The organism is Mycobacterium adipatum (assembly GCF_001644575.1).
In the GTDB taxonomy this organism is placed as follows: Bacteria; Actinomycetota; Actinomycetes; order Mycobacteriales; family Mycobacteriaceae; genus Mycobacterium; species Mycobacterium adipatum.
This window is the reverse complement of the sequence record NZ_CP015596.1, coordinates 3802734-3822294: the sequence shown is the minus strand read 5'-3', so window position 1 is coordinate 3822294 and position 19561 is coordinate 3802734. Positions and strand designations below refer to the sequence as shown.

General features: G+C 68.5%; 18 protein-coding genes. 10 read left to right on the top strand and 8 right to left on the bottom strand.

Features of this window, described 5'->3' with window-relative positions:
- Positions 1-10 precede the first annotated feature (10 nt).
- The gene (gene arcD, locus A7U43_RS18030; protein WP_082902195.1) at positions 11-1492 is read right to left on the bottom strand and encodes an arginine-ornithine antiporter; all 1482 of its coding nucleotides are present in this window, start codon (positions 1490-1492) and stop codon (positions 11-13) included.
- Positions 1493-1655: 163 nt separating this feature from the next.
- Between arcD and A7U43_RS18025 the strand changes: the two genes are divergently transcribed.
- Positions 1656-3020, top strand: a complete 1365-nt coding sequence (locus A7U43_RS18025; protein ID WP_067998071.1) for a wax ester/triacylglycerol synthase domain-containing protein — start codon at positions 1656-1658, stop codon at positions 3018-3020.
- Positions 3021-3032: 12 nt separating this feature from the next.
- Here the strand turns inward: A7U43_RS18025 and A7U43_RS18020 are convergent, their stop codons facing one another.
- From A7U43_RS18020 to A7U43_RS18010, 3 genes are all read right to left on the bottom strand, one after another.
- Positions 3033-4286, bottom strand: a complete 1254-nt coding sequence (locus A7U43_RS18020) for an acyl-CoA dehydrogenase family protein (RefSeq protein WP_067998069.1) — start codon at positions 4284-4286, stop codon at positions 3033-3035.
- Positions 4283-5413, bottom strand: coding sequence for an acyl-CoA dehydrogenase family protein (locus A7U43_RS18015; protein ID WP_067998067.1), 1131 nt, complete (start codon positions 5411-5413; stop codon positions 4283-4285). The genes A7U43_RS18020 and A7U43_RS18015 overlap by 4 nt, the downstream gene beginning before the upstream one ends.
- Positions 5414-5498: 85 nt before the next feature.
- Positions 5499-6140: a TetR/AcrR family transcriptional regulator gene (locus tag A7U43_RS18010; protein WP_067998065.1), complete on the bottom strand. Its 642-nt coding sequence runs from the start codon at positions 6138-6140 to the stop codon at positions 5499-5501.
- An 84-nt stretch (positions 6141-6224) separates the two neighbouring features.
- On the opposite strand from A7U43_RS18010, the gene A7U43_RS18005 reads away from it, so the two are divergent.
- A complete protein-coding gene (locus A7U43_RS18005) occupies positions 6225-7115 on the top strand; it encodes an acyl-CoA thioesterase (protein WP_067998062.1) in 891 nt (296 codons plus the stop codon).
- Position 7116: 1 nt separating this feature from the next.
- On the opposite strand, the gene A7U43_RS18000 is transcribed toward A7U43_RS18005, so the two are convergent.
- The gene (locus A7U43_RS18000) at positions 7117-7644 is read right to left on the bottom strand and encodes a DinB family protein (RefSeq protein WP_067998059.1); all 528 of its coding nucleotides are present in this window, start codon (positions 7642-7644) and stop codon (positions 7117-7119) included.
- A complete protein-coding gene (gene ypfJ / locus A7U43_RS17995; RefSeq protein ID WP_068003053.1) occupies positions 7641-8534 on the bottom strand; it encodes a KPN_02809 family neutral zinc metallopeptidase in 894 nt (297 codons plus the stop codon). The genes A7U43_RS18000 and ypfJ overlap by 4 nt, the downstream gene beginning before the upstream one ends.
- An 80-nt stretch (positions 8535-8614) precedes the next feature.
- Here ypfJ and A7U43_RS17990 point away from each other — a divergent pair, with 80 nt between their 5' ends.
- Together A7U43_RS17990 and A7U43_RS17985 are read left to right on the top strand one after the other, a co-directional pair.
- The gene (locus A7U43_RS17990) at positions 8615-10090 is read left to right on the top strand and encodes a carboxylesterase/lipase family protein (RefSeq protein WP_067998056.1); all 1476 of its coding nucleotides are present in this window, start codon (positions 8615-8617) and stop codon (positions 10088-10090) included.
- A gap of 81 nt (positions 10091-10171) precedes the next feature.
- A complete protein-coding gene (locus A7U43_RS17985) occupies positions 10172-11035 on the top strand; it encodes an alpha/beta fold hydrolase (RefSeq protein ID WP_068003051.1) in 864 nt (287 codons plus the stop codon).
- Here the strand turns inward: A7U43_RS17985 and A7U43_RS17980 are convergent.
- Complete coding sequence (locus A7U43_RS17980) at positions 11032-11523, bottom strand: SRPBCC family protein (RefSeq protein ID WP_067998053.1); 492 nt, start codon at positions 11521-11523, stop codon at positions 11032-11034. The genes A7U43_RS17985 and A7U43_RS17980 overlap by 4 nt on opposite strands.
- Before the next feature lie 116 nt (positions 11524-11639).
- On the opposite strand from A7U43_RS17980, the gene aspS reads away from it, so the two are divergent.
- From aspS to A7U43_RS17960, 4 genes are all read left to right on the top strand, one after another.
- Complete coding sequence (gene aspS / locus A7U43_RS17975) at positions 11640-13406, top strand: aspartate--tRNA ligase (RefSeq protein WP_067998049.1); 1767 nt, start codon at positions 11640-11642, stop codon at positions 13404-13406.
- 51 nt (positions 13407-13457) lie between these two features.
- Positions 13458-14300, top strand: a complete 843-nt coding sequence (locus A7U43_RS17970; protein WP_082902194.1) for a DUF4436 family protein — start codon at positions 13458-13460, stop codon at positions 14298-14300.
- 28 nt (positions 14301-14328) lie between these two features.
- Positions 14329-14790 carry a nitroreductase family deazaflavin-dependent oxidoreductase gene (locus tag A7U43_RS17965; protein ID WP_067998047.1) on the top strand — a complete coding sequence of 154 codons (462 nt, stop codon included), beginning with the start codon at positions 14329-14331 and terminating at the stop codon, positions 14788-14790.
- Between the two features lie 99 nt (positions 14791-14889).
- Entirely contained in the window at positions 14890-16233 is a 1344-nt protein-coding gene (locus A7U43_RS17960; protein WP_082902193.1) for a hypothetical protein, read from the top strand.
- Positions 16234-16236: 3 nt separating this feature from the next.
- On the opposite strand, the gene A7U43_RS17955 is transcribed toward A7U43_RS17960, so the two are convergent.
- Entirely contained in the window at positions 16237-17421 is a 1185-nt protein-coding gene (locus tag A7U43_RS17955) for a thiolase family protein (protein ID WP_067998044.1), read from the bottom strand.
- A 96-nt stretch (positions 17422-17517) separates the two neighbouring features.
- Between A7U43_RS17955 and A7U43_RS17950 the strand changes: the two genes are divergently transcribed.
- Positions 17518-18060, top strand: a complete 543-nt coding sequence (locus tag A7U43_RS17950) for a winged helix-turn-helix transcriptional regulator (RefSeq protein WP_067998041.1) — start codon at positions 17518-17520, stop codon at positions 18058-18060.
- Positions 18061-18203: 143 nt separating this feature from the next.
- Complete coding sequence (locus A7U43_RS17945; RefSeq protein WP_231963346.1) at positions 18204-19514, top strand: hypothetical protein; 1311 nt, start codon at positions 18204-18206, stop codon at positions 19512-19514.
- The last annotated feature ends 47 nt before the right edge of the window (positions 19515-19561 follow it).

Sequence of the window (19561 nt, the reverse complement as noted above, 5' to 3'; positions counted from 1 at the left end):
CCGTGGGCGTTCACAGGACCGCCAGGTTGCCGGTGGCCATCATGGTGACGGCCAGCACCGCGGTCACGGTGACCACCGCGAAGACGGCCCACTCGGGTTTGGAGAACGCCGGTAACCGGCTTTCCCGGCGCGCCCACAGGTAGAGCGCGGTGCCCACCAGGTAGAACACCGCCGCCACCAGCAGGTACTGCCAGCCGCCGGCATACACCAGCCACACCGCGTAGCCGAGGGCCACCGCACCGATGACCAGATCCCGGGCCCGGCGGTGGCCGGCCTCGTAGGTTTCGCCGCGCAGCGCCAACAGCACCTGATAGGCGGCCGACCACAGGTAGGGCAGCAGGATCAGCGACGTCGCGAGATAAACCAGGTTGGTATAGGTGCTCGAGTTGGCCAGCGTCCACAACAGCAGCGCCTGGACGCACAGGTTGGTCAGCCACAGCGCGCTGGCCGGTGCGCCGTGCGTGTTCTCGCGGGCCAGCGCTTTCGGCATCACGTGCTCCAGTGCGGGCAGGCGCAGAATCTCCACGCACAGCAGCACCCAGGCGATCAGCGCGCCCAGCAGCGAGATGACCAGACCGATCGAGATCAGGGCGGCACCCCAGTGGCCCACCTGGCTCTCCAACACACCGGCCATCGACGGGTCCGGTACACCGGCCAGCTCGGCCTGCGCCATCAGGCCGTAGGACAGCAGGTTGACCATCAGCAGCAGCGCCAGCACCCCGACGAAGCCGAGCACGGTGGCCCGCCCGACATCGCGGCGCCGGGCGGCGCGCTGGGAGTAGACCGAGGCACCCTCGATACCGATGAACACCCACACCGTCACCAGCATCATGTTCTTGACCTGCGCCATCGTGTCGCCCAGGGGCACGCCGTCGATCTGGGTGGTCTTGCCCCAGAAGTCGGCGGAGAACAATCCCGCGTTGAACCCGACGGCGGCGATGGCGATGAACACCAGGATCGGGACCACCTTCGCGATGGTCACCACGACGTTGACGAATGCCGCCGTCTGCACGCCCCGCAGCGTCATGGCGTGCACGATCCACAGCACCACCGACGCGCCGAAGATCGCGGGAACGGTTGCGCCGCCCTCGAACTGGGGGAAGAAGTAGCCCAGCGTGGAGAACAGCAGGACCAGGTAGGCGACGTTGCCCACCCAGGCCGACACCCAGTAGCCGAACGCCGAGGTGAAGCCGATGTAGTTGCCGAATCCGGCTCGGGCATAACCGTAGACGCCACCATCGACATCCGGCTTGCGGCTGGCCAGGGTCTGGAAGACGAAGGCCAGCGTCAACATGCCGACGCCGGTGATCACCCAGCCGATGAGCAGGGGGCCGGGCGCGGCGCTGGCCGCCATCTGCGACGGCAGGGCGAAGATGCCGCTGCCGATCATGGATCCGACGACGATCGCCGTCAGTGCGGCCAGACCCAGGCCGGCCCGCGGACCTTGCCGGGTGCCGGGGGAGGGGGGCAGGGATTCCAGCGTCTCGGACATCGTCGTCCTTCCTGTATGTGGCGCGGCGCGCCAGACGCCACGGGTCGACGGTATGCCGCCGTCGCGCAACGACGAGGGGGCTTAAGTCCTCAATACGACGAGATAGGTCCCCACCGCCACCGGTCCGCGCCGCCCCCTCAGCGGTGCGCGCAGGCTGGTTGTCATGACCGAGTTCATGCGTGGCAGTGACGCGTTCACGTGGGCGATGGAAAGCGATCCCCGGTTGCGATCGACCGTTGTGACCTTGCTGATCCTGGACAGGTCGCCGGCATGGGATGCGGTGCGCGATCGGTTCGATGCCGTCAGCCGGCGATTACCCATGCTGCGCCAACGCGTCGTGGCGTCCCCGCCGCCGGCGCCCCCGCGCTGGGTGGACATGCCCGATTTCGATCTGGACTTCCACGTCCGCCGGGCGGCCGCGCCCGCCCCAGGGGATCTCGGCGGATTGCTGGAGATGGCCCGGCTCGCCGAGATGGAGGACTTCGACCGGGCCCGCCCGCTCTGGTACGTGACGCTCATCGACGGACTCTCCGGCGGCGGGGCGGCGGTGCTGTGCAAGTTCCATCACGCCCTCACCGATGGCGTCGGGGGTGTCCAGATCGCGATGACGCTGTTCGACCTCTCCGAAACGGCCGGCGCGGTCGCCCCGTTGCCGGCCCCGCCGGACGCGCACGTGCGGTCGTGGCTGGGAGATTCGCTGGACGTACTCGGTTTCGACGCGGGCCTGGCGGCGTCGGCGGTGGCGGGGGCGCTCACCGCGGCCCCGAAGTTGTTGTTCCACAGCATCCGGCACCCGCTGGCCAGCGTGGAAACCGCCGCCGCGACCGGCGCGTCGATCTATCGCACGGTGCGGCCCGTGTACCGCACCGGATCACCGCTGATGACGCGGCGCTCGCTGATCCGTCGGCTCGGCGTGCACGAGGTGGCGCTGCCGCGGCTGCGGCGGGCGGCGCACCGTGGCGGCGGCGCCCTCAACGACGGATTCGTGGCGGGGCTGGCGGGCGGGTTGCGCCGCTACCACGAGGCGCACGATGTCACGATCGGCGACCTGCACTTGACGATGCCGATCAACCTCCGTACCGACAGCGACGCGGTGGGTGGCAACCGGATCGGGTTGATGCGCTTCGACGTACCCGCCGGCATCGTCGATCCGGCCGAGCGGATAGCCGCCGTGCACGCCGTCACGGCGAGGGTGCGCGGCGAGCGGTCGCTGCCCTACACGCAGTGGATCGCGGGGGTGCTCAACCTGATGCCCCGCTGGTACATCGGTTCGGTGCTGCGACGCGTCGACTTCCTGGCCAGCGATGTGCCGGGCGTTCCGGTCCCGGTATTCCTCGGCGGCGCACATGTCGTGGCGCAGTACGCGTTCGGCCCGACGATCGGTGCGGCGGTCAACGTGACACTGCTGACCTATGTCGACACCTGCGCGCTGGGCATCGACGTCGACACCGGCGCCATCGGCGACTTCGATGTCTTCCACGCGTGCCTGGTGGCGGGCTTCGACGAGGTGCTGGCTCTGGCGGATTGACCCGACGGCCGATCAGGTCTTGTTGCGCCGGACCTGATTGAAGGGCACACCGCGATCGGCGGCGGGTTCGCGCGGGAAGCCGAGCACCCGCTCGCCGATCACGTTGCGGGCCATCTCCGAGCTACCGCCGCCCAGTGAGCCGGTCTGCCGGGACAGATAGCGTATGCCGATGTCCAGCAGGGCATTGTCGTCGTCGACGACTGCGGCGGTACCGGCGATGGCCAGCGCGGTGTCGATCTCGAGCTCGGTGGTCTCGGCGTGGAAGAGCCGGATCAGGGTTCCGGCGTTGGGTGGCAGCGAACCGTTCGCGATGCACCGGGACACATGCTCGATGAGCTGTTCCTTGACGATGCGGCGAGCCAGCGCCCGCCCGGCCAGGTCCTGGATCCGCGCATCGCCGCCCTGCCCGGTCGCCTCGGCCAGCCCGACATGATCGGGGGGCATCTCGCTGGCGTTCTCCGCCCCTGTGCCGCTGGCGAATTCGGATCCGCCACCGACGGCGCGCCGCTCGTGATGCAGCTGGCGCGACGCCACGGTCCAGCCGTCGTTGACCGCGCCGACCACGGCGTCGTCGCCGAGTTCCAGACCGTCGAAGAACTCTTCGCAGAACTCCTCGTTGCCGTTGACCTCGGTGATCCGGCGCATCGTGATACCGGGTGCGTTCAGCGGCACCAGGAACATGGTGAGGCCCTCGTGTTTGGGGACGTTCCAGTCGGTGCGGGCCAGCATCAAGCCGTAGTCGGCGGCGAACGCACTGGTGCTCCAGGTCTTGGCGCCGTTGATGATCCACTTGTCCCCGACCCGGTCGGCCCGGGTGATCACGCCGGCCAGATCGGAGCCGCCGCTGGGTTCGGACAGCAACTGGCACAGGATCTCGTCGCCGCGGATGGCCGCCGAGATGCGCGTCCGCTTCTGTTCCTCGCTGCCGACATCCAGGATGGTCGCCGCGCAGATGGTGAACGACGGCGTGTTCAGGATCAGCGGCATCTCGTAGGCCCGGCATTCGGCGTTGAACGCCTTCTGGTAGGCCATGTCCAGCCCGAGACCGCCGTACTCGCGGGGAAAGCAGATCCCGGCGAAACCGCCCGCGTGCAGCGTGCGTTGCAGTGCCTTGGCGCGATCCCACGACTGCTGCTCGGCACGCACCATGAACGGCGGGTTGTCGGGGTCGATGGGCGGCATGTTCTCGGCGAGCCACGTGCGGGCCCGGACGGCGAAATCCGCGACCGACTCGTCGGTGTGGGTGGACAGGGCGGTGTCCGTCATGCGGGGACCTTTCGGCTCAGGTCGAAGATGACTCGGTGGTGGTCCTCGGGCGAGCCGAACATCGCCCGGTTCTGCGCCGCCCGGCGCAGGTACAGGTGCAGGTCGTGCTCCCACGTGACGCCGATGCCGCCGTGCAGCTGGACACAGTCCTGCAGCATCACCGGGGCGCGCTCGCCGACATAGGCTTTCGCGACGCTGACCAATTTGGCTGCCTGCGGGGATCGCGCACCGACTGCCTCGGCGGCACCGGCGGTGGTGGCGCGGGCGGCCTCGAACCACAGCTTCATGTCGGCGAAGCGATGCTTGAGCGCCTGATAGGAGGCCAGCGGCCGGCCGAAGCTGTGCCGGTCGAGGAGCCACTGGTTGGTCATGGCCAGCACCGCGTCCAGGATGCCGACGGTCTCGGCGCATTGCAGGACCAGCGCCACCTGACGCTGGCGTTCGATGATGTGCGCGGTCTGCTCGGCCGTGCCGACCACGGCGTCGGCGCCGACCTCGACACCGTCGAATGTCACCCGCGCATAGTGGCGCACCATGTCCAGCGACCGTTGGGTCGCGATACCCACCCCGGCGGTGTCGGTGGGCACCACGAACTGACGGGGCACCCCGTCCAGTGCGGCGGTCACCAGCAGCACCCCGGCGGCATCGCCGGATTCGACCCGGTCCTTCACCCCGTCGAGACGGTAGCCGCCGTCGGTCGCGGTGGCGGTGAGCGAGGGGGTGAGCGGCGAGAACGGGGCGCCGGGTTCGTACACCGCCCAGCTCGCGACCGTCTCGCCGGATACCAGCGACTCGATGAGCCCCTCGTGGTGCTGCGCCGCCTCGACCAGTCCGGCGAGCACGACGCTGACCGGATGCAGCGGGCCGGGAGCCACGGTGCGCCCGGCCTGCTCGGCCAGCATCGCCAGATCGGCGATGCCGTCCCCGGAAACGCTGCCGCCACCGAGCTCCTCGGGCACCAGTAGGCCAGCCCAGCCCAGCTCGGCGGCGCGCTGCCACCATCGGGCATCGAAAGAGCCACCAGTGCTGTGGATTTCGCGCACCTTGTGCAGGGAAGCCTCCTTCTCCAGGAAGGCCTGGGCGGTGGAGGCGAACAACATCTGTTCCGGGTTGGCGGCAACGGTCATGGGGTAGCTCCTGTCACACGCAGGTCATCGCCGGGGCGGCATTTCCGCCTTCTGAAAAGACAATTTCCGTGAAGTGGTAATGACGTTACCATGGGGGTCGGATCGGATGCCCCGGGTCGCGCAGCAGACTTCGCACGCAGAATTCGAAGATGTGCTGGCCCTCGACCGGGGCGCCGTTGAGTTCGGCGCCCAGCACGCGCAACCGCAACGCCCCGAGCATCGTCTGCATGATGAGGGCGGCGGCGGTGTCGGTCTCGCTGTCGGAGGCTTCGCGGAATACGCCCTCGGCGCCACCGGCGACGATGATGTCCCTGATCAACGCGTGCAGCGGCGACAGCACGCGGGCATATTCGCGGGGCAGCGTCTCGGCGAGATGATCGTTGTAGAAGGTCAGGCCACGGTTGATGCTGTCCTGTTTGGTGGATGCCGCCGGCGCGGTGATCCGCTCGACGAGGGTGCGTAGCGCCGCGATCGCGTCCAGGCCGGCCACGTCGGTGCGCCACCGTGCCGCCGACTCGGCCATGATCCTGTCGACAAGGGCGAGCAGCAGCTCGTCCTTGCTGGAGTAGTGCTGGTAGAACGACCGCAGCGAGGTCTTCGAGCGTTCCACCACCGCCAGCACGGTGAAATCGGTGCGGCCGGTCTCGCCGAGGATCTCCAGGGCCGATCTCATGAATCGCGCGGGCCGCGACTCGGTCTCCGTGCCGCGCGCCGTGGGTCTGGCCATCTACGGACCCCCTCGGGATCGGAGTGTTGTGCAACCCGCGAGAATGACGTTACCGTTTTTGCAGAGCCACCAGGAAGGGGCACGATGACGACATCGGATCAGGCGCAGCAGCAGGCGCAGTGGACGCTGGAGGGGCTGCTCGAGCTTTTCGAGCCCCGTCCGGACGGGGACAACCGCTTCATTGCCCAGACCGGGCTCGCCGGCGCCGACGATCGTCAGGTCGTGGAGGGGACCCAGGTGCTCGCCCAGGCCATCGTGGCGGTGGCCAAACGCTTCCCGGGCAAATCGGTGCGATCGGCCTACGCCGTGTTCGCCCGTGTCGTGCTGGTCGGGCCGCCGGTAGTGCTCGATATCGACGTGCTCTCCGAGGGCCGTTCGACGGCGACCGCGGTGGTGACCGCGTCGCAGAACGGCAAGCGGTGTATCACCGTCACGGTGCTCGCCGATGTGCCCTCCGGCGACGTCATCCGCCACCACCTGCCCAAGGCGGATGTGGTGGGTCCGGCGGCGGCTCAACCCGCCATCATGCCGATGAGCGGGCGCGAGGTCCGCCTCGTCGATGTCGTCGACGTCAACAGCCCCGACGAGGTCGGGCCGCCGGAGTTGTACGCCTGGCTGCACTACGACCCGATCCCGGGTCGCGATGAGCTGGCCAAGGCACTGATCGCCTATTTCACCGGACACCTGGGGATCTCCACCACCATGCGCGCACACGAGGGTATCGGCACCGCACAGGCGCATCTGACGGTGTCGACCGCGCCGATGACCATCTCGGTCAGCTTCCACGAACCCGTGCAATGGCAGGGGTGGCTGTTGTACGGGCACGAGAGCACCCAGGTCGGGGCCGGCATGTCCCATGTCCGCGGCACCGTGCATACCGAGGACGGCCAACTGCTGGCCTCGTTCTGCCAGGATGGACTGATCCGCCCGCTGCGCAGTAGCGACACCGGCATCAAGGAGCAGTCGCGGCTCTGACTCACACCGTGCGCACGTCCCAGGCGTGGTGCACGATATCGTGCAGGTGGTAGACCGCGATGGTGGCGACCGTGAATTCGCTGCCATTGCTTCGCAATCCGCGTCGTGCCCAGCCGCCCGCGGGTACCCGGTCGTAGCGGTCGGCGACGGTGGTGGCCGCGTCGGACAGCTCGCCGGCGACCACCGCGGGATCTTGGGACGAGTAGTCCTCGGCCACGGCGGTGTCATCCTGGTCCCAGTTCGGGAACCGCGGATCGTCCTCGGTCAGCATCAACTGCACGCGGTGATCGAAGATGCGGTGCACATCACGGATGTGGCAGCCGTACTCGAGTGTCGACCACACCCCGGGTTGTGGGCGGACCCGGACGTCCGGCTGCGCCAGCCGGGTGACCCAGGCCGCGGCATCGCGACGGATGCGGCCGGGGACATCGGCGGCGCGCACGGTCGCGGGGTCGAAACCGCACTCCGGGCAGGCCCGGGCAAGCACCCAGGTCCAGTCCTTGTCGTCCGGGATGATCGCGTCGCTCACAGCGCCCCGGGGGCGAAGGTGTCGCACTGGTTCGGGTCGCCGGTCCGATACCCCTGCGTGAACCACTGCTGGCGCTGCGCCGAGGAGCCGTGGGTCCAGGCCTCCGGGTTCACCCGTCCGGTGGCCTGCTTCTGGATGCGGTCGTCGCCGACCGACGACGCCGCGGACAGCGCATCGGCGATGTCCTTGTCGCTCAACGGTTCCAAGAACGGCTCGCCGGTGCTCTCCTGTTTGGTGATGGAGGCGTAGTGGGCCCAGACCCCGGCATAACAATCGGCCTGCAGCTCGGTGCGGACCCCGCCGCCGGTGGGGCCCTGCGGATCCTGCTGCGCGCGCCCGAGCACTCCGAGCAGGTTTTGCACATGGTGGCCGAACTCATGGGCGACCACGTATTCCTGGGCCAACGGGCCACCGCTGGAACCGAACTGGTCGACCAGCACGTCGAAGAAGTCGGTGTCGAAATAGGCCGTCCGGTCCGACGGGCAGTAGAACGGGCCCACCGCGCTGTCGGCCGGCCCGCAACCGGTGTTCACCGACCCGGTGAACAGCCGGACCTGCGGGCGCTGATACCCCTGCAGCTGTTGCGCCCAGACCGCATCCACGGAGTTGCCGGTGGCCACCACCCGGCATTGCACGATCGCATTGGCGTCCGCGCCGGTCTTGCATTGGCTCAGATCGAAACCCGAGGCGTCGACACCCTGGGTGTCCATGCCCGGCACCTGATCTTGGGGCAATACGCTGCTCGGATCCACCCCGAGGAACAGGGCGACCACCACCAGCAGGAGCCCGCCGATACCCCCGCCGACGGCGATCCCGCGCCCGCCCCCGCCCCGACCGCCACTGCTCGAGGTGGTGCTCGTGTCGATCTGCATACCCTCGTTGAAGGTCAACGTCCTCACCAACCCCATCTGCGTGTCGGCACCATCACCTGGTCCAAGCCGCGCTCAGCTTTCCACACTACGATTCTGGGGTGGCCCCTGTCGCCGAACTGACAACCATCGTGGAGACGGCGCACGGCCTGCTCCGGGGCGCCACCGACGGTGGGGTCGGCGTGTGGCGCGGCGTCGCGTACGCCCAACAACCGGTGGGCGACTTGCGTTTCGTGGCCCCTCGCCCGGTGCGACCGTGGTCGGGGGTGCGGGACGCCATCGAGCACGGTCCGCTGCCGCCGCAGGGCCGTTCGTTCGTCGGTGGCGGGCGCGATGACCCCAAGATGCGCGACGAAGCGTGCCTGACCGTGACGGTCTGGTCACCCGATGTGGGCGGATCGTTACCCGTCATGGTGTGGATCCCCGGCGGTGCCTTCGTCTACGGGGCGGGCCAACTGCAGCTCTACAACGGTTCCCGGCTGGCGGCCAACGGCAATGTCGTGGTGGTCAACGTGACCTATCGGCTCGGTGTCTTCGGCGGATTCGAGCTCGGCGATCTCGGTCCCGGTTTCGATGACAACCTGTGTTTGCGTGATCAAATCGCGGCGCTGCGCTGGATCCGGGAGAACATCGGTGCGTTCGGCGGAGATCCCGAGCAGGTGACGGTGTTCGGTGAGTCCGCGGGGGCGACCTCGGTGCTGGCGCTGCTGGCCAGCCCGGCCGCCGAGGGTCTGTTCAGTCGGGCCATCGCACAGAGCCCGGCGTTGCCGTTGATTGCGGATCGGGAGTCGCGGGCACGTCAGTCGCAGGCGTTCCTGGCCGAGCTCGGGGTCGGGGCCGACGAGCTCAAGGCGCTCCCGCAGCGCCGGCTGCGCCGCGCCGCGGGACAGATCCAATTGGAGAGTGCGGCCCAGACCCCGGTGCTGGCATACGGATTGACCCACGGCGTGGACCTGCTTCCGCAGCATCCGATCGAGGCGGCGCGCGCCGGCGCGGTGCTACGGGTACCGCTGATCATCGGCACCAACAGCCACGAGGCGTCGATGTTCGCCTGGGGCAAGCCGCCGATGCTGCCCACCACGGCGGCCGGGATCGATGCCTTCTTCGCCCGCCGCGCGCCGCAGGCCCGGGACCGGGTGCTCGCCGCGTATCCGGGGTTCCCGCGCCGGCGGGCGCTGGTCGATTTCGGGTCCGACGCCATGTTCGGGGCGCCCACCTGGGCGTTCGCCGATGCCTACAGCGGCGACGCCGCGACGCACGTGTACCGCTTCGACCACACCACGTGGACGCTGAAGGCGCTCGGGCTGGGCGCGACGCACGGCAGCGAGATCGTGCACATCCAGCACAGCTACGGCTCCTATCTGGGCCGCAAGCTGCATCCCCTGGGCCGGCGGGTGCAGCCCTCGGTGGGCAGGCGGATGCAGCGGACCTGGCTGGACTTCGCCACCGACGGTCTCAGCGAATGGCCGCGCTATGACGCCGAGTTCCGGCGCACCCTGGTGATCCGGTCGACCCGTGATGTCACCGTCGAGGACCCCGATGCCCGCCGGCGCGCAGCGTGGGACGGCGTCTATTAGCGCGGATGCGCAGCGCGATCACGCTTGATATTTTAAAGCTCAATTGCTTATATCAAGTGACACGGCGGAAGGGTGATGACGATGGTGGTACGACAGCGACCGGACTGGGTCGATGACGAGCTGTTCCCGTTCGACAGCCGGTTCGTCGACATCGGCGGCCACACCGTGCACTACATCGACGAGGGCAGTGGGCCTACCCTGCTGTTCCTGCACGGCAATCCCACCTGGTCGTTCGTGTACCGCGAGGTGATCAAGGAGCTGCGCGACGATTTCCGCTGCGTCGCCGTCGACTACCCGGGATTCGGGTTGTCGGTCGCGGCACCGGGATACGGGTATCTGCCCGCCGATCACGCGCAGGTGATCACCGATTTCATCGACGAGCTGGCGCTGAGTGCGGTGACGCTGGTGGTCCATGACTGGGGCGGGCCCATCGGGCTGGCCGCCCTGGCCCGGCGCCCCGCGGCGGTCGAGCGTCTGGTGCTGGGCAACACCTGGGCGTGGCCGACGGATGCGGTGCACGTGCAGATCATGTCCCGCGTGATGGGAGGACCGCTGGGGCGGCTGCTGATCAGGCAATTCAATCTGTTCGTCAACGCGATGATCCCGGCCGGACACCGGCTCAGGAAGCCGTCCGGAGACGAGATGGCGCACTATCAGCAGGCGCTGGCAAGCCCGCTGCGCCGCGAAGCCTCGGGGATCTTCCCTCGTGAACTCACCGCGAGCCGGGAGTTCCTGGCCGAGGTCGCATCGACGCTGCCGGCGATCGCGTCGCTACCGGTGCTGATCATCTGGGGAACCGGCGATATCGCGTTCGGCGACCGCGAACTCACCAGGTGGAAGGACACCTTTTCCGATCACCGTGTCGAACTGGTCGCCGGGGCGGGCCACTTCGTCCAGTCCGACGCGCCCCACGCGTTCGCCGCGGCGATCCGGGACTGGCGCTAACCGTACCGTTGGTCGGTGTATCGGCGCAGGTTGTGCAGGAACCTTTGAAACATCCAGGCCATCAAGGGCTTTCCGGCCGTCATGCCCAGCCGGGCGGCCGTGCCGTTCGGTTTCATCGCCATCACCCAGGTCAGGTGGCAACCCCGATCTGTCGGCACGATCCAGTAATCCTCGGCGAACGCCGCGATGCTGGCGGTGGACGCGTCGTTGAACCGAAAGGCCATGTGGCTGTAGGGCTCCCAGGCCAGGAATTCCTCGTCGCCGATGATGTTGCCACGCATCGTGACGGTGCGGGTGGTGCCGACGTCATAGGGCTGCGGGCTGGTCCAGCGCACATCGGTGATCACACTGGCCCACTGCGGCCATGACCCGGCGTCCGAGAGCACCTCGAACAGCTGCTCGGGGGGGAGGGCCAAGTCGACCGTGCTGACGAAGCGGAACGGGGCATCGGAGATGAAATCCAGATCGACGCGCTCGCACGGGTACATTTTCCTCACCCGTCGACCCTAATGGGTACCGATCGGCCGCGGACTGCGGTCGTTGGTGATCGCGGGCCCCCCACTAGACTGTGCTGTCGTCTCACCCATCTTCATGAGGAGTTTTCGTGCTGCGCACCCATGCCGCCGGATCGCTGCGGTCCACCGACGCCGGTCAGACGGTGACCCTGGCGGGTTGGGTGGCGCGCCGCCGCGACCACGGCGGTGTCATCTTCATCGACCTGCGCGATGCGTCCGGGACATCCCAGGTCGTCTTCCGGGACGCGGCGGTGCTGGAGCAGGCGCACCGGTTGCGCGCCGAGTTCTGCGTCGCGGTGACCGGGGTCGTCGAGGTGCGTCCGCAGGGCAATGCCAACGCCGAGATCGCGACCGGCGATATCGAGGTCAACGCCACCGAGCTGACGGTGCTGGGCGAGAGCGCCCCGCTGCCGTTCCAGCTCGACGAGAGCGCCGGTGAGGAGGCGCGCCTGCGGTACCGCTACCTGGATCTGCGCCGCGAGGGCCCCGGCAATGCAATCCGCCTGCGGTCCAAGGTGAATGCCGCCGCGCGCGGTGTGCTTGCCGCGCACGACTTCGTCGAGATCGAGACCCCGACGCTCACCCGGTCCACACCGGAGGGAGCGCGGGACTTCCTGGTGCCGGCCCGGTTGCAACCCGGCAGCTTCTACGCATTGCCGCAGAGCCCGCAGCTGTTCAAGCAGCTGTTGATGGTGGCGGGCATGGAGCGCTACTACCAGATCGCGCGCTGCTACCGCGACGAGGATTTCCGCGCCGACCGCCAGCCCGAGTTCACCCAGCTCGACATGGAGCTGAGCTTCGTCGACGCCGACGATGTCATCGCGATCTCCGAAGAAGTGCTGCGGGCCGTGTGGTCCACCATCGGCTACGACCTCGCCACCCCGATCCCGCGGATGTGCTACGACGAGGCGATGGGCCGATTCGGCACCGACAAGCCCGACCTGCGGTTCGCCGTCGAACTCGTCGAGTGCACCGAGTACTTCAAGGACACGCCGTTCCGGGTGTTCCAGGCGCCCTATGTGGGTGCCGTGGTCATGGCCGGCGGCGCGTCGCAGCCCCGCCGGACGCTGGACGGCTGGCAGGAGTTCGCCAAACAGCGCGGGCACAAGGGCCTGGCCTATGTGCTCGTCGGCGAGGACGGCGAGCTGAGCGGGCCGGTCGCCAAGAACCTGTCCGACGCCGAGCGCGCGGGCCTGGCCGCCCACGTCGGTGCCGCGCCGGGGGACTGCGTGTTCTTCGCAGCCGGTACCCCCAAGGGAGCCCGTGCGCTGCTCGGGGCGACCCGCATCGAGATTGCCAAGCGCCTCGACCTCATCGATCCGAACGCCTGGGCCTTCACCTGGATCGTGAAATGGCCGCTGTTCGAACCGGCCGACGATGCGACCGCGGCCGGCGATGTCGCGGTGGGTTCGGGCAACTGGACCGCGGTGCACCACGCGTTCACCGCGCCGATGCCCGAGTCGGAGGCGACGTTCGACACCGACCCGGGGTCGGCGCTGGCCAACGCCTACGACATCGTCTGCAACGGCAACGAGATCGGTGGCGGATCGATTCGTATCCACCGCCGCGACGTGCAGGAGCGGGTGTTCGCGATGATGGGTATCGATCACGACGAGGCCCGGGAGAAGTTCGGATTCCTGTTGGACGCCTTCACCTTCGGCGCGCCGCCGCACGGCGGTATCGCGTTCGGCTGGGACCGGATCGTCGCGCTGCTGGCCGGGGTCGACTCAATCCGCGAGGTCATCGCATTCCCCAAGTCCGGCGGTGGTGTCGACCCGTTGACCGATGCGCCGGCACCGATCACCGCCTTGCAGCGCAAGGAAGCCGGTATCGACGCCAAGCCGGAGCCCAAGTAGCCCCGGACCAATCGGCCACCGGCGGCGTGCGGGTGACGTTAGGATCCGCGCGTGCCGCTTGCCCGCGCGTCCCGTCGCGCCACCGTGCTGACCACGGTGGTCGTCGTGATCGCGGTGTACGTCGCCTCGTTGATCGGCTACGGCGTGCTGGAGCAGACACCGCGCCAGTTCGCCTTCCCCGAGGAGGCGGTGACCGGCGACACCGCCGTCATCGTGCGGCTGCGGCAGATGGAAGCCGCGCAGAACCGCCTGGACGTCGATGTCCTGGTGCACCCCGGTGTCGAGTTACGCTCGCCGCCAACGCAGTTCACGGTCCGGCTGAGCTCCTGGACGCAGTCCGGTGAACTGATCTTCGTGCACGACGACCTGGTCGGCAGCGAGGAGTCGACGTCGTTCGCAGCCATCGGCGACCCCGACGACTGGCCCTTCGACCGTTATGCCACCGACCGGATCGGGATCGAGTTGTTCGCCGGTACGCCGCTGCGTCGCGTGCCGGCACCCATCGTCGTCGGTGGCTCCATCAACGGGTGGACCGTCGACAGCCGGGCCGAGACGCTGCCCGACGGTGTGCCCGGCGTGCAACTGGAGATGCACCGCACCCGTGAGGCTCTGGTGCTGATCGCCGGCATCCTGCTGGTGTTGCTCGCCCTGCCGGCCGCGGCGTTGTTCGTCGCGGTGGAGACGGTGACCGACCGGCGCAAACTTCAACCACCGTTCATCACCTGGTTCGCGGCGATGCTGTTCGCCGTGGTGCCGCTGCGCAATGTGCTGCCCGGCGCCCCGCCCGCGGGCGCCTGGATCGACCTCGCGGTCGTGGTCTGGGTGCTGGTCTCACTTGCCGCGGCGATGGTGCTCTACATCGCCGCGTGGTGGCGGCAGACTCGGCCGGAATAGATGCCGGGACGGAAAGGCTGACTCCACCATGACCGAAACCAATGATGATCTCGACAAGAGCCGACTGGTCGCGGACACCGCGGCGCTCGACGAGTTCAACCGCCAGATCGTCGAGGAATTCCGCGCCAACGCCGGTAAGGTCGGCGGACCGTTCGAGGGCGGGACCCTGCTGCTCCTGCACACCGTCGGCGCCAAGTCCGGGCAGCCGCGGCTCTCGCCGCTGGCGTATCTGGAGATCGACGGCAAGGTCCTGATCGTCGGCTCCTACGCCGGCGCACCGAAGCATCCGGCCTGGGTGCACAATCTGCGGGCCAACCCGCGGGCGCACATCGAGATCGGCACCGAGGCCTACGACGTCACCGCCAGGGAACTGCCCGACGGCGAGCGCGACGCGACCTACCCGAAGATCGTCGCGCTGGCGCCGGTGTTCGCCGAGTACCAGTCCAAGACCGCGCGCGCCATCCCGCTGTTCGAGCTCGTCCGCACGTAAGGCGCGTGCGAGCTGCGTCACGGGTTCGCCAAATCCGCACGGCCACCCGTTGCTGGCCGTACTCTCACCCCCGATAGATCGGGGAATGGGGGAGTTGTCGTGGCGACACTGGCGCCGAATACGGTCGACTATATGGACCACGCGTCCTATATCGCGCTGCGGGCGCTGCGCCGCGGTCCGGTCGGACAGTCGGTGTGGATCTATAACCGCGGAGTCGACATGGACGGCCTGCGCCGTTTCCAGCGCAACCTGGAGAACACCTTGTTGGGCCGCCGGATAGAACGGTCGCCGCTGCCGTTCGGCAGGCACCGCTGGGTGGCCGGCGCACGCTCGGGCGCCATCGCCGTGAGCGCCTCCGAACGCCCCCGTTCGCAGGTCTGGGACTGGGCCAACGAGCGGGCCAAGATCCCGGTCGATCCGGAAACCGGCCCGGCCTGGCACCTAGCCGTGCAGCCGTTGGTCGGTGGCGGTGCGGCGGTGTCGCTGGTGTTCTCGCACACCATCGCCGATGGTGCCGCCTCGACGCTGTCGATCGTGTCCGCCGTGCAGGGGCACAGCTGGGACCTCGGTTACCCGGACCCCGGGTCGCGCAGTGTCGGTCGGGCGTTGCGCGAGGATCTCGGCACCACCGCCCGCTTGCTGCCCGGCATTCCGTCCGCGTTGATCGGCACCGTGCGGCTGCAACGCCAGCAGGCCGCGGCGCATCCCAAACCGAAACGCGGAACCAGAAAGAAGAAGGTGTCCGGCCCGGACGTGCCCGTCACGGTGCCGATGGTGGCGGCCAGTATCGATATCGCGACCTTCGACGAGAAGGTCGCCGAACTGAGCGGCACCCGCAACGCCTTCGTCGCCGCGCTGGCCGCACGGCTCGGCCACGCCCTCGGCCGGGTGGACGGCGACGGGCAGGTGATGCTGACGTTCCCGGTGAGCGAACGCACCGAGGGCGACACCCGCGGCAACGCGCTCAACGTCATCACCGTGACCGTCGACCCGGACACCGTGCTCACCTCCCTCGGGCCGCTGCGCAAGGCCGTCAAGGACGCCCTCGTCGAGATGGCGGCGAACCGGGACGCGATCATGGCGCCGCTCCCGCTGATCCCGTTCGTGCCCAAGTTCCTGATGGCGACGGTGGAGAAGGCGGTGCTGCAGGAGGGTCAGCCGATCGGCTGCTCCAATGCCGGTGACATGCCTGCCGCCCTGAGCCGTATCGACGGCACCGAGGCGGACTTCTTCATCGGGCGGATGATCGAGAACGGGGTCACCGAAGCCGCTTTCGCTCGCCGCGGTGGACACCTGGCGCTCGGCGTCACGATCTCGAACGGCACCGTGGCGATCAGTATCGCGTCCTGGAAGGTCGGTGGCCCGAACTCGGCGCCGGCCCTGGCGGATGCGGTCACCAAGGCCTTCGCCGACTTCGGGCTGGCGCCGACGATCCAGTGGTGAGGGCTACAACCGTTCGATGATGGTGGCGTTGGCCATGCCACCGGCCTCGCACATCGTCTGCAGTCCGTAGCGGGCGCCGCGTTGCTCCAAGGCATGTACCAGGGTGGTCATGATCCGCGCACCGCTGGCCCCGAGCGGGTGACCGATGGCGATGGCACCGCCGTTGACGTTCACCTTCGCCAGGTCGGCTCCCGTGTCGGCGGACCAGCTCAGCACGACCGGCGCGAACGCCTCGTTCACCTCGAACAGGTCGATATCGGACAGCGTCAGTCCCGCGCGCTGCAGCACCTTCTCGGTGGCCGGGATGACACCGGTCAACATGTAGAGCGGGTCGGACCCGACGGCGACGGTGGTGTGAATGCGGGCCAGCGGTTTCAGGCCGAGCCGCCGCGCGGTCGCGCCGCTGGTGATCATCACCGCGGCGCTGCCGTCGGACAGCGGTGACGAGTTGCCCGCCGTGATATCCCAGTTGATCTGCGGGAAACGGGCCGCATACGCCTCGGTGTAGAACGCCGGGCGCAGGCCGGCCAGCGTTTCCACGGTGGTGCCGGGGCGAACGATCTCATCGCTGGTCAGGCCGGCGATCGGCGCAAGTTCGGCGTCGAAGCGCCCGGCCTTGGCGGCGGCCGCGGCCTTCTCGTGGCTGCCGGCCGAGAACTCGTCGAGTTGGCTGCGCGACAGATGCCATTTGGCGGCGATCAGTTCCGCGCTGATGCCCTGTGGGACAAGGCCATCCGGGTAGCGGGCGGCCATGTCCGTGCCGAACGGGTCGCTGCCGGGCAGCACCGAGGAGCCCATCGGCACCCGAGACATCGACTCCACGCCGGCGGCGATCACGATGTCATAGGCGCCGGCCAGCACACCGTGGGCGGCGAAGCTGACGGCCTGCTGGCTGCTGCCGCACTGCCGGTCCACGGTGGTTGCGGGCACCGTCTCCGGGAACCCCGCCCCCAGCAGGGCGTTGCGGGCGATGTTGACCGCCTGGTCGCCGACCTGGGTCACCGCGCCGGCGATGACATCGTCGACCTGCGCGGGGTCGACCCCGGTTCGTGCGGTCAGCTCGCGCAGGCTGTGGGCCAACAGGTCGGCCGGCAGCACGCCATGCAGCGCGCCGTTGGCCTTACCTTTTCCCACCGGTGTCCGCACCGCGCCGACGATGACCGCGTCCCGATCCGAGAATCCCGACATGTTGTGCTCCTTGCCACTCGTCGCTGAGTACTTCTTTCTATACTCAGGTGTAACAGCTAGGTTTAGTCACAACAACCCAGCTAGGGAGTGATCTACATGACAGTGCTGCAGGGCCGGCTGGTCGACCGTGATGCGTGGTCGGCGGTCGGGGAGTGTCCGATCGAGAAGACGATGACCGCGGTGGGCCAGAAGTCGGCCATGCTGCTCATGCGGGAGGCCTACTACGGCACCACCCGGTTCGACGATTTCTCCCGGCGGGCCGGGATCACCAAGGCCGCCACCTCCGCGCGGTTATCCGAACTGGTCGGTGCCGGTTTGCTGGAAAAGCGTCCCTACCGCGAATCGGGACAGCGCGAGCGCCAGGAATACGTGCTCACTCCGGCGGGTGTGGACTTCATGCCGGTGGTGTGGGCAATGTTCGAATGGGGTCGCACGCATCTGCCCGGCAGTGCGCGGCTGCGGCTCACGCACCTGCGCTGCGATGCCGATGCCCACGTCGAGATCGTTTGCGAAAAAGGGCATTCCGTGAATTTTGACGAGTTGGGCATGCGGCTGGTCCGCGGCGGCGCCGAGTCCGGGCGGGGCCAGCCGAAGTCACACACCGAGGATGATTCCGGGTTATCGTCATCCCGTTCGTGAGGTTGACACCCCAAATATTGACTTGTCCGTTAAAATTTGTTCGCTACGTCGATCAGGTGTACGGGGGGGCCCGCGCATCCGCTAGTCCGCGTCAAGAGAGGCCCCGGCATATGACGTACCCGGCTGACAACACCCTTGCGTACATGGACCAGGGGTCCTACCTCGGTCTACGGGCGCTGCGGCGCGGACCCGTGATCCAGTACGTGTGGATCTACGAGCGCGGCGTCGATATGGACGGGCTGCGGCGCTTCCACCGGAACCTGGCCGATGGTCTGCTGGGCAGACTCGTCGAACGCTCGGTGATCCCGTTCGGCCGCCATCACTGGGTGTCCTCGGGCGAGCCGGGCGGCATCGAGATCTCCGCCGCCGAACGGCGACGCGACGAGGTGTGGGATTTCGTCAACGAGCGGGCCGAGGTGCCGGTGGATCCGGAACACGGCCCGCCGTGGCATATCGGCGTTCAGCCGCTCGTCGAGGGCGGCGCGGTCGTCACCCTGGTGGTGTCCCACACCGTCGCCGATGCTGGTGCGTTGATCGAATCCATCACCCATGCCGTGAACGGAACCGGACGCGATCTCGGCTATCCGCCCGGGCGGGCACGCACCCGCGCGCAGGCGCTTCGCGCGGATCTGGCCACCACCGTGCGCGCGGTCCGCGACGTGCCGGCCGCGGTGCTCGGTGCGGCACGGATCGCGCGCGAGCAGTCCGCGGAACTGTCCGAGTCGGCCAAGGCCGCCGCGCCCGTCGCGGCGGTGCGCTACCCCCAGCGGGCGGTGCACCTGCCCACCATCGCGGTGCGCGTCGACCAGAGTGAGTGGGAGGCCCGCGCCAAGGCGCTCGGTGGGTCCAGCAATGTGCTGCTGGCCGGCATCGCCGCCCGGATCGGCGCCATCACCGGCCGGGTCGACGCGCACGGCAAGGCCATGCTGTCGCTGCCGGTCAGCGAACGCGTCGCCGGGGACACCCGCGGTAACGCGCTCAACACCATCACGGTCATGGCGGACGGGCAGCGCGCGCCCGGCGATCTCAGCGAGATCAGGGCCGGTATCAAGGCGGCGCTGGGCGAACTCGCCGAGAACCGCGAGCGGGTGCTGGCCCCGCTGCCACTGGTGCCCTACTCGCCGAAGTTCCTGTTGCGCCGTCTGGAGAAGCTGGTTCTCAAAGTCGGTAAACCCATCGGCTCGTCCAACAGCGGCGCGCTGCCCGAAGAGGTCAACCGCCCGGACGGGACGCCGGCGGACTTCTTCGTCGCGGGCTCACCCGAGCCCGGTCTCACCGCGGGTGACCTGGAGCGGATGGGCGGCCGGATGCTGGTGGCGGCGGGCACCGTCGGGGGTGCGGTGTGCATCTCGGTGGCCTCCTGGGAGCCGGGGGCGCCGAATACCAAAGAGGCCCTTATGCAGTCGGTCAAAGAGGCCTTCTATGATTTCGATCTGACCGCGGTGATGGAGTAGCGCACCCAGGCACGCGCAATGCGGTCCCGCGCTACCTGTGATGGGAT

What these genes read in the sequence shown, in the direction of transcription:
- arcD (WP_082902195.1), bottom strand. Translation starts at nt 1,492, where the DNA reads ATGTCCGAGACGCTGGAATCCCTGCCCCCCTCCCCCGGCACCCGGCAA.
- A7U43_RS18025 (WP_067998071.1), top strand. Translation starts at nt 1,656, where the DNA reads ATGACCGAGTTCATGCGTGGCAGTGACGCGTTCACGTGGGCGATGGAA.
- A7U43_RS18020 (WP_067998069.1), bottom strand. Translation starts at nt 4,286, where the DNA reads ATGACGGACACCGCCCTGTCCACCCACACCGACGAGTCGGTCGCGGAT.
- A7U43_RS18015 (WP_067998067.1), bottom strand. Translation starts at nt 5,413, where the DNA reads ATGACCGTTGCCGCCAACCCGGAACAGATGTTGTTCGCCTCCACCGCC.
- A7U43_RS18010 (WP_067998065.1), bottom strand. Translation starts at nt 6,140, where the DNA reads ATGGCCAGACCCACGGCGCGCGGCACGGAGACCGAGTCGCGGCCCGCG.
- A7U43_RS18005 (WP_067998062.1), top strand. Translation starts at nt 6,225, where the DNA reads ATGACGACATCGGATCAGGCGCAGCAGCAGGCGCAGTGGACGCTGGAG.
- A7U43_RS17985 (WP_068003051.1), top strand. Translation starts at nt 10,172, where the DNA reads ATGGTGGTACGACAGCGACCGGACTGGGTCGATGACGAGCTGTTCCCG.
- A7U43_RS17980 (WP_067998053.1), bottom strand. Translation starts at nt 11,523, where the DNA reads ATGTACCCGTGCGAGCGCGTCGATCTGGATTTCATCTCCGATGCCCCG.
- A7U43_RS17965 (WP_067998047.1), top strand. Translation starts at nt 14,329, where the DNA reads ATGACCGAAACCAATGATGATCTCGACAAGAGCCGACTGGTCGCGGAC.
- A7U43_RS17955 (WP_067998044.1), bottom strand. Translation starts at nt 17,421, where the DNA reads ATGTCGGGATTCTCGGATCGGGACGCGGTCATCGTCGGCGCGGTGCGG.
- A7U43_RS17950 (WP_067998041.1), top strand. Translation starts at nt 17,518, where the DNA reads ATGACAGTGCTGCAGGGCCGGCTGGTCGACCGTGATGCGTGGTCGGCG.
- A7U43_RS17945 (WP_231963346.1), top strand. Translation starts at nt 18,204, where the DNA reads ATGGACCAGGGGTCCTACCTCGGTCTACGGGCGCTGCGGCGCGGACCC.